The 14,665-nt window shown below is 63.1% G+C and carries 11 protein-coding genes and 2 pseudogenes; 5 read left to right on the forward strand and 8 right to left on the reverse strand.

The window, feature by feature from the left end:
- Nucleotides 1-6: 6 nt before the first annotated feature.
- From BDOA9_RS18970 to BDOA9_RS18980, 3 genes and pseudogenes are all read right to left on the reverse strand, one after another.
- On the reverse strand, nucleotides 7-1,251 hold the full coding sequence (locus tag BDOA9_RS18970) for an acyl-CoA dehydrogenase family protein (RefSeq protein ID WP_025035545.1): 1,245 nt from the start codon (nucleotides 1,249-1,251) through the stop codon (nucleotides 7-9).
- 100 nt (nucleotides 1,252-1,351) lie between these two features.
- On the reverse strand, nucleotides 1,352-2,449 hold the full coding sequence (locus BDOA9_RS18975) for a helix-turn-helix domain-containing protein (RefSeq protein ID WP_192859583.1): 1,098 nt from the start codon (nucleotides 2,447-2,449) through the stop codon (nucleotides 1,352-1,354).
- A 610-nt stretch (nucleotides 2,450-3,059) separates the two neighbouring features.
- Nucleotides 3,060-3,314: pseudogene (locus BDOA9_RS18980) on the reverse strand (alcohol dehydrogenase catalytic domain-containing protein); the annotation flags it as partial.
- A gap of 338 nt (nucleotides 3,315-3,652) precedes the next feature.
- Between BDOA9_RS18980 and BDOA9_RS18985 the strand changes: the two are divergent.
- Both BDOA9_RS18985 and BDOA9_RS18990 read left to right on the forward strand, forming a co-directional pair.
- Nucleotides 3,653-4,792, forward strand: coding sequence for a major royal jelly family protein (locus tag BDOA9_RS18985; RefSeq protein WP_244521492.1), 1,140 nt, complete (start codon nucleotides 3,653-3,655; stop codon nucleotides 4,790-4,792).
- 40 nt (nucleotides 4,793-4,832) lie between these two features.
- Nucleotides 4,833-5,909 carry a hypothetical protein gene (locus BDOA9_RS18990; RefSeq protein ID WP_025035549.1) on the forward strand — a complete coding sequence of 359 codons (1,077 nt, stop codon included), beginning with the start codon at nucleotides 4,833-4,835 and terminating at the stop codon, nucleotides 5,907-5,909.
- Between the two features lie 119 nt (nucleotides 5,910-6,028).
- On the opposite strand, the gene BDOA9_RS18995 is transcribed toward BDOA9_RS18990, so the two are convergent.
- Both BDOA9_RS18995 and BDOA9_RS19000 read right to left on the reverse strand, forming a co-directional pair.
- Nucleotides 6,029-7,651 (reverse strand): DHA2 family efflux MFS transporter permease subunit, encoded by a 1,623-nt coding sequence (locus BDOA9_RS18995; protein ID WP_025035550.1) that lies wholly within the window; start codon nucleotides 7,649-7,651, stop codon nucleotides 6,029-6,031.
- A 14-nt stretch (nucleotides 7,652-7,665) separates the two neighbouring features.
- Nucleotides 7,666-8,811 (reverse strand): HlyD family secretion protein, encoded by a 1,146-nt coding sequence (locus BDOA9_RS19000; RefSeq protein ID WP_042336226.1) that lies wholly within the window; start codon nucleotides 8,809-8,811, stop codon nucleotides 7,666-7,668.
- A 307-nt stretch (nucleotides 8,812-9,118) separates the two neighbouring features.
- Here BDOA9_RS19000 and BDOA9_RS19005 point away from each other — a divergent pair, with 307 nt between their 5' ends.
- The gene (locus BDOA9_RS19005) at nucleotides 9,119-9,697 is read left to right on the forward strand and encodes a TetR/AcrR family transcriptional regulator (RefSeq protein WP_244521493.1); all 579 of its coding nucleotides are present in this window, start codon (nucleotides 9,119-9,121) and stop codon (nucleotides 9,695-9,697) included.
- Nucleotides 9,698-9,765: 68 nt separating this feature from the next.
- Here BDOA9_RS19005 and BDOA9_RS19010 read toward each other — a convergent pair whose 3' ends face one another.
- On the reverse strand, nucleotides 9,766-10,524 hold the full coding sequence (locus BDOA9_RS19010) for a sulfite exporter TauE/SafE family protein (protein ID WP_025035553.1): 759 nt from the start codon (nucleotides 10,522-10,524) through the stop codon (nucleotides 9,766-9,768).
- A gap of 195 nt (nucleotides 10,525-10,719) precedes the next feature.
- Nucleotides 10,720-10,956: pseudogene (locus BDOA9_RS19015) on the reverse strand (hypothetical protein).
- A gap of 201 nt (nucleotides 10,957-11,157) precedes the next feature.
- Between BDOA9_RS19015 and BDOA9_RS19020 the strand changes: the two are divergent.
- Both BDOA9_RS19020 and BDOA9_RS19025 read left to right on the forward strand, forming a co-directional pair.
- The gene (locus BDOA9_RS19020) at nucleotides 11,158-11,832 is read left to right on the forward strand and encodes a response regulator transcription factor (protein WP_025035554.1); all 675 of its coding nucleotides are present in this window, start codon (nucleotides 11,158-11,160) and stop codon (nucleotides 11,830-11,832) included.
- Nucleotide 11,833: 1 nt separating this feature from the next.
- Nucleotides 11,834-13,192 (forward strand): sensor histidine kinase, encoded by a 1,359-nt coding sequence (locus tag BDOA9_RS19025; protein ID WP_025035555.1) that lies wholly within the window; start codon nucleotides 11,834-11,836, stop codon nucleotides 13,190-13,192.
- Between the two features lie 168 nt (nucleotides 13,193-13,360).
- Here BDOA9_RS19025 and BDOA9_RS19030 read toward each other — a convergent pair whose 3' ends face one another.
- Entirely contained in the window at nucleotides 13,361-14,650 is a 1,290-nt protein-coding gene (locus tag BDOA9_RS19030) for a M20/M25/M40 family metallo-hydrolase (protein ID WP_042336227.1), read from the reverse strand.
- Nucleotides 14,651-14,665 lie beyond the last annotated feature (15 nt).

A 14,665-nucleotide genomic window follows, 5' to 3' on the forward strand; every position in this document is an offset into this window, starting at 1 on the left:
TGCCTCTCAAGTTGCGCCGCTTGCCGCAAGCGGATCGTAGTTGCCCTGCCGGAACATCATGTGCAACTGGCGCCGTCTGACGCCCATATTGCCACCGTCGAAGATGGGCAGCGCCAACGCATCGTTCAGGAGGCGGGCAAACGGTGCTTCATGATCGTAGCTGTCGACGCCCACGACGCGCATGAGATCGGTGATGACGCGCACCGCGGCCTCCGATCCATAAATCTTCGCCTCGATCGCGAGCTCATCCGCGCCCGGCGACTGGGTATCGACGGCATGACAGGCGCGCCAACTCAGATAGCGTGCCGCCTCGATCGTGATCTTGGCATCGGCCAGCGCGTATCCGACCGCCTGATGTTCGATGATCGGGTGGACACCGCCGCGCTTTTCGGTCTGTGCAAAATGAAGCGCGAATTCGAAAGCCGCGCGCATCAACGCGACGCCGAAGATGCCAACGAGCGCTGCCGTTCCGGTGAAGGCTGCCGCCGTCAACGCGAGCCCAGCCCCCTCCTGGCCCAGGAGGTTGTGGTGCGGGGCCACGACATCCTGCAACCCGAACTGCGGCACGAGATGCGCCCGATGGCCGATCGTGTCGATCGCGCGTTCGAACGTCAGTCCCTTGGCTGGTCCTTCGACGGCAATGATGGAGATCGCCTCGCTCGGAGGCGCGGCGGCATTGGTTCGGCACACGACGCACAGGATATCGGCGCCGTTGCGGTTCCAGCCCGTGGCCGAGGATACCCATTTCTTGCGGCCGTTGATCACCCAGGTATCACCCTCCCGCCTTGCTTTGGTGCGGACACCTTCGCCGGGCGGAGGCGAACTGGAATTGGCGCTGCCGCCCGGCTCGCTGGAGCAGAAGCCGGCGAGCGGCGCGCCGCGCGTCTTCAGGAACGGCACCAGCAGGCGTTGGCATTGATCGGGCGTGCCGCCGAGCAGAATGGGCAACAGGCCGAGCACGGTGCCGAGCATCGTAAGCGTCACGCTGGCGTTCACGCTATAGAATTCCTCGGCCAGGATCGCCATGTCGATCAGGCCTGCGTTCTCGCCGCCGGCCGGTGCAGGGATGCACTTGCGCAAAAAGCCTGCGGCGACCATGGCTTCGTAAGTTGGCTTGGTCGCAAGAAAGCGCTCTTCCGGAGTTGCCAGCAGTTCGGCCCGCCAGACCCCGCCGAGCACCTCTTCGGCGAACTTGCGCGAACTCCTCTGAAGGTCCCGCTGTTGCGTCGTAAGCGTGAAATCGATCGCCATGGCGATGTCCTCTGATGTCAGCCGTCCGGCATGGCTATCCCGGCATCAGACAAAAATCTTGGACGGCAGCGTCCGATCTCTTGGCGTGGAGTGAACCGGATCAGTCAGCGCGCAGTGCCGCACGTCGGAACTCGCGCGGAGCCGATCCGTGACTGCGCTTGAACAGCCGGTTGAAATGCGAGATGTCGCGGAAACCCGAGGCAAAGGCGATTTCGGCAATAGTCCTGTCAGAGGACCCCGGATCAAGCAGCCGGCGCGCGCAGGCGGCGATGCGCCGATCGTTGACGTGTTCGCTGACGGGACGATCCGTCGTGGCGAACAGGCGGTGGACGTAGCGCTCGGAGCAACGGAACGTCGCAGCAAGCGCGGCTGCGCCGAGTTCGGGATCCTCGCTGTGGCGCTCGATGTGGTCGATCATCATCGACAACAGCACTGGGATGTGGACGCGTTCCGCAGACAAATCGGTGAGCGCACCGGGGGCATGCGCGATCAGATCAACCACATGCGCACCGATCAGAGCCGAGGTCATGGAACGCTGACGGTCGGTCAGGCAGAGTTCGGCATAGCCGGCGAGTGTCTTGGAGAGCGCCCGACCGGCTTCGGTCCGGGACAAATTGAGCCGCGGACGATCGAGCAACCCGTTCGGCAGTAGCCGCCGCGGTACGGCGAAGCAGAAGAGCTTGAAGTCACGGGAGTTGGCGATCTCGAACGGCTCCGTCGTATCCGCCACCGCAAGGTCGCCGGGTGCGCAGGCCTGCTCGTGGTCGCGTTGCGTCGTACGCCCAAATCCCTCGAGCTGGAGATTGATGAAGCACAGATCCTCGGTGCTGCAGGCAATGTGCGACGCAAGACGCAGCACCGTGTGACGCGTCGCCGTCACCAGCGATACCTGGATCGGAGCAGCGTCAGCCCTGGAAATCGTGCCTTCAAACGGCAGGTCGGCAAGCCGGCGCGGCTCGAGACGCACAAAGGCCGCGGCGAGGTCGTCTGCCCAGCTTCCGAAGGGTTGATCCGCACGTTGCGGCCTGGTGGACCATTCCATGAGCACCCCGAACTGGCTGCGTCCGCAAGAGGGCACCGGCAGGCAATGATATCGCTGGCGGTATGCGGGGTCAAATTCAGCTGACGGCGTCCGTGTTTCAGACGGCTGGGCAACGAGCGCCGGATCGAGCCGCGAGGCTATGGCTGTCCTGGGCAAGTTGGCGGAGCGCCGACGCCGGAACCATGACTTCGTTGCAACGTTTTCCCGGAGCGCGGCGATAGCCGCGTTCCAGGAGAAAACACCAGGCTCGCATCCCATTGCCCGCGAGCTGGCGCCTCCAACAACGCAACGGGAGCGATCGTCGTGTTTCGTCAGCAACAATGAAATGGATGCTCGTGGTTTTGGTCGGCGGCATCACGCCCGTGAATACCGATTTGGTCTTCGACAAATTCGCGGATTGTCTCGCAGCCGAAGAGCAAATGCGAAAGCACTATTCGGACGCGTTCGAGGCTTGGGACCGTTGGGCGGCCGCAAACATCGAGCGACGCCGTGAATACTCGAAAGCTCGCGATCTCCAAGCCAAGAGACTTCTCGCCAATATTGGCACCTGTGTCCCTCATGGTGCCGATGCTCAGAAACCTGTCGTATCCCCCGATCAGTCGGCTCCAGCGGCACCATCGTCGCAACCGGCACCTCAGCCAAACCCGCGATCCTGAATTGAACACGGTGGCTTGCCTCCTTGCAAGCCACCGCCTGCCTACGGGGTTCGGAGCTAGGTCGCCGCGACTTGCTTGCGGAGCTTCTTGGGAGCGCCGATGGCGCGCGACACGACGATCCGGTCGCCCTTCTTCAATTTTCCATTTACGCCGGAGCCGACCTCGACGACTTCGCCCATCATTTCATGGCCCATGATGTCGCCGGGCATCATGGCCGGGATGAAGTTGTGGAAGAGGTGCAGGTCCGAGCCACAGATGGCGCAGCTCGTCACCTTGATGATCGCGTCTCTGGGGTCCTCGATCTCCGGATCGGTGACTGTGTCACACCGGATATCTTCCTTGCCGTGCCAAACGAGCGCCTTCATGCTGATCTCTCCGATACACGCCCCGCCGAAGCGCGAACTTGTGGACCAGGGAGCGGTTGCAAATTTTGCAGAAAAGATTCCGCACCGTCATCCCGGCCTGCTGCTGCTATCGGTCCTTGTGGCGCGTGCTGCTTCGGCGTGTGTATGTCGAACAGAGCGCCTGGGTCCGAAGATGCTTCTTAACCCAGGTTTAGGCGTCGCATCGTCGGACGCGGGTTGCGCTCTCGCAACCTCTCTGCACGGGAACGATGTTGGAACGGGAGGATTGGACCTTGAATTTTCAATGAGAGGACCGCTCGATGCGTCCAAACACGTTCGCCTGCTTCGCAGCAGTGCTCATGTCCATCTCATCCGCAGCCCACGCGCAATCAGCGACGGAAGATGTCAAGGCCAAGGCGCAACGACTCGTGTCTCCTCTGGTCGACGCGCGGGACGATCGCCTGCGCGTGGTCGCGACGTTCGAACATCAGGTCACCGGCGTCACTGTCGCACCGGACGGCCGGATCTTCGTGAATTTCCCGCGCTGGACCGAGGATGCGCCCGTTTCGGTGGCTGAGCTCATGCCGGACGGGTCGACCAGGCCTTACCCGAACGAGGAGTGGAACAGCTGGCGCAACGCGCGGATGTCCGAACTCTCACCGAACGATCATTTTGTTTGCGTTCAAAGCGTTGTTGCGGACCAACGGGGATCGCTCTGGGTCGTGGATCCGGCAGCTCCAAATGCCGAGAAGACCATCAAGGGCGGGCCAAAGGTCGTCGAGATAGATCTGAAATCGAACAACGCGAAACGATCCTACCCGATTCCTCCCGAAGTAGCCGGTCCGGGGAGTTATCTGAACGATGTCCGCATCGCGCCTGACGGAAAATTCGCCTATCTGACCGACGCCGGTTCACCCGGCGGCTTGATCGTTCTCGACATCCAGTCAGGAGAGGCCTGGCGTGTGCTGAGTGACGATCCTTCGACCCAATTCGATCCGAGCGTCAATGTGATGACCGACGGCAAGCCTCTGCGGCGGCCCGACGGACGGCAACCGTTGTTCAATGCAGATAGCCTGGCGTTGTCCAAGGACGGCGGCACGCTGTATTGGCAGGCCCTGACCGGGAAAACCCTTTACCGAATTGCGACGTCCGCAATCCAGAATCGTGACGCGGCAAGCCACGTGCGTCCGGAGACGGTGGCCACGACAGAGCCGGCTGATGGACTCTGGACGGACGAGAATGACAATATCTATCTGAGTTCGCTCGCCAACAACGCCGTCAAGATCATCAATCCGCGAGACGGCAGCATACGGCAGGTGTTGACCGACTCGCGCCTGCGCTGGCCGGATACCTTCTCGCAAGGACCTGATGGCCACATCTATGTGACGGCTTCACACATCCAGGATTCACCTTGGTTCCACATGGCCTGGACGGACAAGAACTTCACCTTGTTCAAGTTCATGCCGGGCGATCTCGACGGCGAGCGCAAGGGGAAGTAAGGGCGCCTCGAGCCAGCCAATCAATCCGAGGAGGCCGACGGTGCGTTGGTTCGAGCCCATTCTGGGCACATTGCTGATGGCACTGGTGCTTGCCGACGTCTTTCTTACTGTCCTCTACGCCCGGGCGGGCACCGGGTTCTTGAGCGACCGCCTGGCAAGGCTGGTGTGGCTGGCCTTGCGCGGGATGGCTTCGAGCCACAAGAATCATGTGCTTTCGTTCTGCGGACCCGTCATCGTGGTCGCGTTGCTACTGACCTGGTCGATTTTGCTCGCGCTGGGGACGGCACTGATCGTTCACCCGCTGCTGGGAACGAGCATCACCAACAGCAACCAGGACACTCCAACGGATTTCGTGACGGCGCTTTACGTGGCTGGAAGCAGCCTCTCCATCGTCGGCGGCAGCGATTTCGGTCCGCAAAGCCCCGGAGCGAAACTGCTGTTTCTTCTCAACTCGGTGATCGGAACCTCCGTCATATCGCTCACCATCACCTACCTGATGCAGATCTACGGCGCTCTCAGGAGCAGAAACTCACTCTGTCTCAAGATTCACGCGCTTTCGGGCGAGACCGGTGATGCCGCCGAGTTGCTAGCGCACCTGTTTGCAAAGAACCAGCTCAGCGCGGGTTACAACAATCTCTCGGAGCTCGCGGCAGAACTCACGAACGCGAAGGAAGCGCACCATTTCTATCCCATTCTGTTTTACTTCCGCTTCCCGGAGCCGATTTACGCCGTGTCCAGGTCGTGGCTGATCGCGCTTGATGCTGTTTCGCTGATCCGAAGCGCGTTGCCTCCAGATGCGGATTGGCTGAAACAATCGGGTGCGGTCACGCAGATCTGGTCTTCCACGTTGCTGCTGCTTTCCACTCTCAGCGATGTCTTCCTGCAGAAGAACCCGTCGCATGAAGCCGACGACGCAGATCGGCAGCTCTGGCGCATCCGGTGCGATCGTGCGCGACAGCGACTACAGCACGCCGGCATCTCTGTAACCGACGATCGCCTCCATTCGCTGGACGCTTACGTGGAATGCAGAAGAAGGTGGGACCGTGTCGTCCATCTGGTTGGCAGCTCCATGGCTTACGAAGCTGCGGACATTGATCCAGCCACACAGAGGACGTGAGCGCCCATCTTCTCTCGCGGTGAGCAGCACGCGGGGACAGCTTGATCGATGACTCGGGATTCGATGAGCTTCCGATCGCCTTGAACTCAAAAGAGCATTGCGTTCGATGCTCGCCGGACCTAGTGCCCGCCGCCCGCCGGCGAGGCCGTCGGCTTGCCTGTCAGGAGCAGTGCGATGCCTGCCAGCAGCAGTACGATGCCGACCACGGCAAAGGTGTCGCTGAAGCCCATCACCAGCGCCTGCTGCTTGACCGTCTTGCCGAGCGCAATGATGGCCTGATGCCGGGCGCCGGCCGGGTCGGTCATGCCGTGGGCCATGAAATAGTCCGTCATCGCTGCAATCCGCTCGCGCACCTCCTCGCGGCCGAGATCGACGGATTGGCCGATGATGTTGGAATGGAACTGCTCGCGCTTGGTCACGATGGTCGAGAGCAAGGCGGTGCCGATCGCGCCCCCGAGGTTACGCATCATGTTGGAGATGCCGGAGGCCGCCGGCGCATCCTGCGGCGCGACGCTGCCGAGCGAGATCGCGCTCAGCGGCGTCAGCAGCAGGGCCTGGCCGACGGCGCGAACGATATTGGGGATCAGGAACTGGTCGCCGGAATAGTCCGGTGACATCGCCGTGTTGAGGAACGAGCTTGCCGCGAAGATCGCCGTGCCGGCGAAGGCGATCAGACGGATGTCGAAGCGCTGCATCAGCTTCGGCACCAATGGAATGAGCAGGAGCTGAGGCAGCCCGGTCCAGGCCAGCACGGTGCCGATCTGCTCGGCATTGTAGTGCTGCACCTGGCCCAGATAGGCCGGCAGCAAATAGATCGAGCCGAACAGGGCAAAGCCGATGAAGACGCCCGCGAGGGTACCGAGTCCGAAGCTGCGCTGGGCCAGCAGCCGCAGGCGCAGCAGCGGCTTCTCGATCAGCAATTCGTTGGCGACGAACACGGCGAGGCTGACCGCGGCTACGATCGCGAGCTTCACGATGAAGGGCGAGCCGAACCAATCGTTCTTGTTGCCTTCTTCCAGCACTGCCTGCAGCGCGGACAGGCCGATCGCCATGGTGGCGATGCCGAACCAGTCGCCCTCGCGGAGCAGGCCGAGGTTCAGCGGCTGCCGCTCGAGGGTAAGATAGAGCAACGTCACCATCACCGCCGTCGGCACGACGTTGACGAAGAAGATGGTCTGCCAGCCGTAATTCTCGGTGAGGTAGCCGCCGATGGTGGGGCCGATGGCCGGCGCAAAGGTGACTGCCAGCGAGAACATGGCGAGCCCGATCGGCTGCTGCACCTTCGGCAGCCTGGTGAAGACCAGCGTGAACGCCATGGGGATCAACACGCCGCCGAAAAATCCCTGGAAGGCGCGGAACGCGATCATGGTCGGAAGATCGGTGGCGAACGCACAGGCGACAGAGAACGCGGCAAACAGGCTCGCAAAGCTCAGCATGATGTTGCGGAAGGAAAACACGCGGCTGAGATAATCGGTGAGGGGGATCACCACGATCTCGCCGATCAGGTAAGAGGTCGAGATCCAGGAGCCGTTGTCGACGCCCGTGCCGATGCCACCCTCGATATTGAGCAGCGAGGCGTTGGTGATCTGGATGTTGAGGATCGCCATGAACGCGCCAACCATGGCCGCGAGGATGGCGACCCACACGGCCGCGCTGGCGCGCGCGGGTTGGGCGGTTAGCGCGACCGGGGTTGGCGCCTGGCGCGCTGCCGATGTCGGGCCGGTGAGGACGAGGTCTGACATGACATCACCTTTGATCACCTTTGCGATGCGAGCTGCGCCAGAGCCGGCGCAGGAGATGCGGGCTGCGAAGCCTCCTTCACGGCCGGCCTGGTCTGGATCCGCGGAATGACCGACATGCCCGGCCGCAGCCCGGCCGCGTCGCTGTCGAGCAGGATTTTCACGGGTATGCGCTGCACGATCTTGGTGAAGTTGCCGGTGGCGTTGTCAGGCGGCAGCAGCGCGAATTCCTGACCACTCGCCGGTGCGAGACTGTCGACATGCCCCTGCACGGCCTTGCCGGGGAACATGTCGACCTCGATGTCGACCGGCTGGCCGGCGCGGACCTGGCCGAGCTGTGTTTCCTTGAAATTGCCGATCACATAGGCGCCATTCGACGGGACCAGCGACATCAGTTGCGTGCCGGCCTGAACATACTGGCCGACGCGCAAGGTGCGATTGCCGACAATGCCATCGATGGGCGCGGTGATCGTGGTGTAGGACAGATTGAGTTCGGCCTGACGTTGGAGCGCCTTGGCACGCGCGTCCGCCGCCACGGCTTGCGCCAGCTCCGCCTTCAGAAGCTCAACCTGCCCTCGGGCAGAAGCGAGGTTCGCCTTGTCGCGTTCGGTGGAGGCGAGCGCAGCCTTGTCGCGCGCCTCCGCGTTCTGCGCATTCTGAAGGCTGCCATAGCCTGTGGCCGCAAGATCGGTGTAACGCTTGTTTTCCTGGGCGGTGAAGACGCGCGCGGCCATGTCGACATCGAGCGTTGCCTCGGCCGCTTCGATCACGGACTGCTGCACGTCGAGCTGTGCGTGCTTGCTGGCGACCGCTGCGGCAGACGCAGCGACGTCGGCCTTGGCTTGATCGAGCGCGACCTTGAAATCGCGGTCATCGATCCGCGCCAGCACCTGTCCCGCCTTGACGTGTTGATTGTCGGCGGCGAGGACCTGGTTCAGATAGCCCGAGATCTTCGGGGCAATCGTGGTGTTGTCGGCCTTCACATAGGCATCGTCGGTGGAAACGGTGAAGCGCCCGACCGTCCAGTAATCCCAGCCGTACCAGGAGGCGGCGGCGAGCAGGGCGACCGCGGCGCCGGCAAAGAAGAAGCGCTTCAGCGCGCCCTTTCCCGCTTGCTTCACAGAAACAGCTTCGAGGTCAGTGGCCGAAGCCGGCGCGGGCATTCTGGAGCCGCCGGTCTCAGCCTCTGGTTCCCGGCCGGATTGGAGAGAGGTGACTTGACCGCTTGTGCTTTGGGCGCCCATGGCGCGCCTCCATAATTAGGAAACTTTATATTTTCCAAAATAGGCCACATATTCCGGCTGTCAATGGAATGTCTGCTATCGTCGGAAGGCATGACTGAACATCGCGATCACGAAGGCGAGAGCAATGACAAGAACGAAGGGCGTGACAACGAAGAGACGTGCCGGATCGGAGGCGCCGCGCGGTCGGGGCCGGCCGCAGGTCAGGTCGGACGAAGAGACGCGCGCCGTGATCGTGGACGCTGCTCGACATGAATTCGCGGCGACGGGCTATGCGGCGACCAGCATCGAAAGTGTGGCACGCAGTGCCGGCGTATCCACCAAGACGCTCTACCGGTTGATCCCGAACAAGGCCGCACTGTTCGAGGCGACGATCACCAACAGAATGGATCGCTTCGTCTCTCAAGTCCGGCTCAAGGCGTGCGATGGTGATGATATCGAAAGTGCGCTGCGAGAGGCGCTGATCGCCTGCGGCGAGTTGATCCTTGATGAGGATGTCATCGCGCTCCAGCGCACGATCCTCAGCGAAAGCAAGCATTTTCCCGAGATGGCACAGACCTTTTACCAGAAGGCGATCAGGCGCACCGAAAGCACGCTGGCGAATTGGCTCAAGGCGCAGGCGGAACGCGGCCTCATCGCGGTCGGTGAGGCCGATCTTGCTGCCGGCATGCTGCTCGGCATGCTCGTATTTCAGCCGCAACGTGCCGCGCTGTTCGGACGTGCCGCGGTGCCTGGCCGAAAGGAGCTGGAGCGGCGTGCAAGCGCTTGTGCCGCATTGTTCGTGAAGGGCTGCGCTGTGACAACATGATCGGAGAGCTGCTCAAGGTGTCGCGCGGCAGCCAAGCTCCGAGAACATCTCGCCCATCGACGGCCTGCTCACGCGAGATATCCGGAAACACCGTCCCACAACAGTTTCACGGCGGTGACGACCAGCAGGGCGTAGCAGGCCCGGAAGATCTGCTTCTGGTCCAGCTTTGCATGAAACCGCCAACCCAGCCATACGCCGACCGGAATGGCGAACAGGCAAGCCGCCATCAATATCCAGACATTGCCCGCGGGCCGCACCAGCAGCAGCCATGGCACCGCCTTGGTCGCATTGCCCACCGTGAAGAAGAGGCTCGTCGTGCCGGCATAGACGTCCTTGCTGAGGCCAAGCGGCAGCAGATACATCGCAAGCGGTGGTCCGCCCGAATGCGCAACCATGGTCGTGACGCCGGAGGCCAAGCCCGCAGCGACGGCTTTCGGCGACGAACGCGCACGAACGGTCGGTTCCGAACCGCCGACAAACCACATGCCGACAAAGATCAGGGTGACGACTGCCATCACGATCGCCACGGCGCGATGGTCGAGCACACGGAAGAGCAGGTAGCCGCATCCGATGCCGATCAGGAGACCCGGCAACAGCAGCACGATATCCGGCTTCGACCAGGTCGATGGTTTCCAGTAGCGCAGCGCGAACAGGTCCATCGCGATGAACAGGGGGGCGAGCAGGCCGCCGGCCGTCACAGGATCCATCACGAGAGAGAGCAGCGGAATGCCGACGATCGAAAACCCGCCGCCGAAGGCGCCCTTCATGAAGCAGATCAGGAAGACGCCGGCGAAGGCGATCAGGACCGTGCTGACTGTCAGCTCCATGGCTGTGCTCCAGAACCAAACTCGGTGCAATCGATGCAAACCGAAATCGTGCAGCTGGATTGTACCGATAATTGGTGCGGATCAATAGGAGCATTGCACTCGGTACAATTTGGCGGGCTGGGTCTCTCCATACTGTGATTGGATGAGGATCGTCATGTGACTGATCGGAAGCGCGCCGCGAAGCGCGGTCGTGATCTAATCCTTGACGTCGTACTGCTTGCTGAGGTGATCGCCGATCTGAACCAGCATGGCGACACATTCCGGATAACCCGGCCGATCCACCGTGGCCTGATCTGCGCTGGCTTAAAACTCCCAGGAGCTGCCGTCGCGAATGATGGAAATCGTCATTGCGTCGGGACAGTCGGCGTGAACCTTCAACTCGGCTCTCGCCATAGCAATCAACTCGCTCTCCGTTTTCGACGGTTTGCTCATGAAGCTCATCCTTTCGTCCTGAGGTCGAATTCTGCCGGCCTCGCCCAAGTCACCAGATCTGATCGGCTTACACGAAGCTGACAAGTGCCTTGACTGGCTGGCCCGCTGCTTTTTCACTGGCTCCAGCGTGCAGAATGGTGGAAGAGGGCATCGTCGCGGCGCGAGCCGTATGGTGACACCGGACTGCCTGACGGAACTTCGATGCGCCTTCTGATCGTTGAGGACAATGCCGAGCTGTCGCGGCTCATTGCCGCCGGGCTGTCCAAGGCCGGCTATGAGAGCGACATCGTCGGCAGCGCGGCCGAGGCGCGCGAGGCGGTGAGCAGCGTCAGCTATGCCGCAATGATCCTCGACCTCGGCCTGCCCGACGGCGACGGCCTGTCGGTGCTGCGCGAGCTGCGCCTCAGGATGGAGCCCCTGCCGGTGCTGGTGCTGACCGCGCGCGGCGGCTTGCAGGATCGCGTCACTGGCCTGCGCAGCGGCGCCGACGATTATCTGGCAAAACCGTTTGCGATGGAGGAACTGGTGGCGCGGCTGGAGGCAATCCTGCGCCGCCCCGGCCAGTTGCTCGGCCGCTCGCTCAGTCTCGCCAATCTCGTCTACGACACCGAGAGCCGGCAGATCTTCGTCGACGACCAGCCGCGGATCATCTCCGCGCGCGAGACCTCGGTGCTCGAGATCCTGCTGCGCCGGCAGGGCCGGGTGGTGCCGAAGAAGAACGTCGAGGACCACATCTTCGGGCTCGAAGGCGAGGTCGCCTCCAACGCGGTCGAGGTCTATGTGTCGCGGCTGCGCAAGCAACTGGCCGAGCACGGCGCCAGGGTTGTGATCCATACCATCCGTGGCGTCGGCTATCTCTTGACCGAGGAGAAATAGCGTGGCCGCCGGAGGCCGCGCCGGATCGCTGGCGTTCAAATCGCTGATCTCGCGCATCGTGTTCCTGCACATCGTCGCGGTCGCGGTGGTCGCGATCTTCCTGCCGCTGGTGTTGTTCTGGCTGCTCAACTCCGAGATCGATCAGCTGCATCGCGATGCCATGCGCGCCCAGGCCGAGGTGCTGGCGGAGCGTATCGTCGCGCAGCCGGACGGCACGTTGACCTTCAACCTGCCCGACAGCCTCAAGGGACTCTATTCGGACGCTTACGGCCGCTACCAGTTCGACATTCGCGATTCCGACGGCCGGTTGCTGTTCTCATCGCACCGGCGCACCGCCACGGCGGCGGCGCCACGCTTGTCCGACACCATCTCGGGCGCGGGCGTCAGCCGCGATATTGCCGGCAGGACGGTGCGGATCCAGGTCGCGGAGGACCTCGCGCACCGCGACGTCATCATCGACGACATCGTCTCGAACTTCTTCCGGCGGGTCGCGTGGATCACCATCCCGATCCTGCTGGTCCTGCTCGCCACCGACATCATCATCTTTCGCCGCGCGATCGCGCCGGTGTGGAAGGCGTCGCAGGAGGCCAGCAATATCGGCCCCGCCCGCACCGACATCCGGCTGCCGACAGCACGGATTCCGCGCGAGGTCGTGCCGCTGGTCACCGCCGTGAACCAGGCGCTCGACCGCCTCGAGGCCGGCTTCCGCGTGCAGCGGCAGTTCACGGCGGATGCCGCGCATCAATTGCGCACGCCGCTAGCGATCCTGCGCACGCGGATCGAGACGCTCGGCGACGGGACCGAACGGCAGGCGCTGCATGCCGACATCGAAGCCATGAGCCGGATCGTCGCCCAGCTGCTGGAGATCGCCGAGCTCGACACGCTGGTGCTCGATCCCGGCGAGACCGCGGACTTGCGCGCCGTCTGTGCCGAGGTGGTCGCCTCGATCGCCCCGTTTGCGATCGCGCAACGCAAGGACATCGCGCTGAAGGGCACCGACGCGCCGGTGCTGATCCACGGCAATTCGGAGATGCTGCAGCGCGCGGTCTTCAATCTTGCCGAAAACGCCATCAAGTTCACGGCGAAGGGCACCACCGTCGACGTCGAGGTGGGCGAGGACGGTTCGGTGCGCGTGCGCGATTCCGGCCCGGGGATCGCGGAGGCCGAGCGCGAGCTGATCTTCCAGCGCTTCTGGCGCGCCGATCGCCGGCGCAGCGACGGTGCGGGACTGGGACTCTCGATCGTGCGTACCGTAGCGGATGATCACGCCGCCACGGTCGCGGTGGAGAACCTCCCCGGCGGCGGTGCAGAGTTCACGCTGCGGTTTCGGCTGGCGGGAAAGGGCGCTTCGCCGCGATAGCGGCGAGACGGGTGAGGGGTTCTGTCCGCGAGTCTCAGTCCAGTCTCGATTGAATGCGCGGAGAGAGACCCCTCATCCGGCGCGAACTGCGTTCGCGCCACCTTCTCTCACATCCGCCTTCGCCAAGGCTTCGGCGGACATGAGGGGAGAAGGAAGAAAACGCAGGCGCTATTTCAGCTTGCCGGTGGACAGGTCCATGATCATGCGCGTCGCCAGATACAGCCGCGGCACGATGCTGCCCACCTGCACATATTCGGCATCGTTGGAGTGCGCGCCGAAGCCCGACAGGCCCATGCCTTCGACCACGGCTCCCTTGGACTGCAACGCGGCAAAAGCGGCGTCAGTGCCGCCGCCGGTCGGCTTCTCGTCGACCTTGAGGGATAGCCCGATCTCTCCATAGATCGTCTTGCCATAGGCCGCCACGCGGCGCGAGGCCTCGCTGGCTTCGAGCGGCGGACGGCGCACCTCGAACTTCAACTCGACCCTGGATTCGGGCAGCAGGCGATTCTTGATCTTGTCCTGCAGCGTCTTCTGCAGCTCGTCGAAGTCGGACACCTTGAGCGCGCGTGCGTCGGCCTGGGCGGTGGCCTCGGCAGGAATCACGTTGCGGTTGGTGCCTGACTTGGACACCGTCCAGTTCAGCTTCAGGCCCTGCTCGGGCTTGGACAGGTCCTTCATCTGCAGCACCTGGTGCGAGAGTTCGTACAGCGCATTCACGCCGCCCTCGGGCCGTGCGCCGGCATGCGACGACCTGCCGTGCACGCTGAGATAGGCCGAGCCGATGCCGCTGGTGGCAAGGCGCAGCGTGCCGTCGGTGCCGCCGCCCTCGAACGAGAACACCACGTCCTGATCCGATGCGAGCCTGGTAATGGTGCTGCGCCAGCCGGGCGAGGAGATCTCCTCGTCACCGTTCGTGAGCACCGTGAGCGTGCCGTAATCCCTGAAGTTCAGCTTCTGCAGCAACGCCACGGTATGGAGAATGAGCGCGACGCCCTGCTTGTCGTCGGCGATACCGAGGCCGTAGGCCTTGTCGCCGTCGATGCGGAACGGCTGGTCCTTCAGCATGCCCTTCAGGTACACCGTGTCCATGTGGGCAATCAGCATGATCTTCTTGGTCCCCGTGCCCTTGAACACGGCGTGGACCGCCGGTCCGATCTTCTCGGGGGTGTCGTCGAGGCGATGGATGTCGGTGGGTTGCAGGATCTCCACCGTGCCGCCGAGCTGCTTGAGCTGACCGGCAACGCGCTCGGCGATCTGGTTCAGGCCTTCGATGTCCTTGCTGCCGGATTCGATGTTGACGAGATCGCGCAGCGTGTCGAGCAGCGGCTGCTGCTCCTTTTGCGCCAGCGCATGGACGTCGGCGATCGGCTCGGCCTGCGCGATCGCAGCGGCACATGCCAGCCACAGCGAGGCGATCAACGGAGCGACGAGCGAGGAAACAGGGTGCGATCGGGGCATGCGCGGCCATCCATG

This window comes from Bradyrhizobium sp. DOA9 (genome assembly GCF_000617845.2).
Lineage (GTDB): Bacteria > Pseudomonadota > Alphaproteobacteria > Rhizobiales > Xanthobacteraceae > Bradyrhizobium.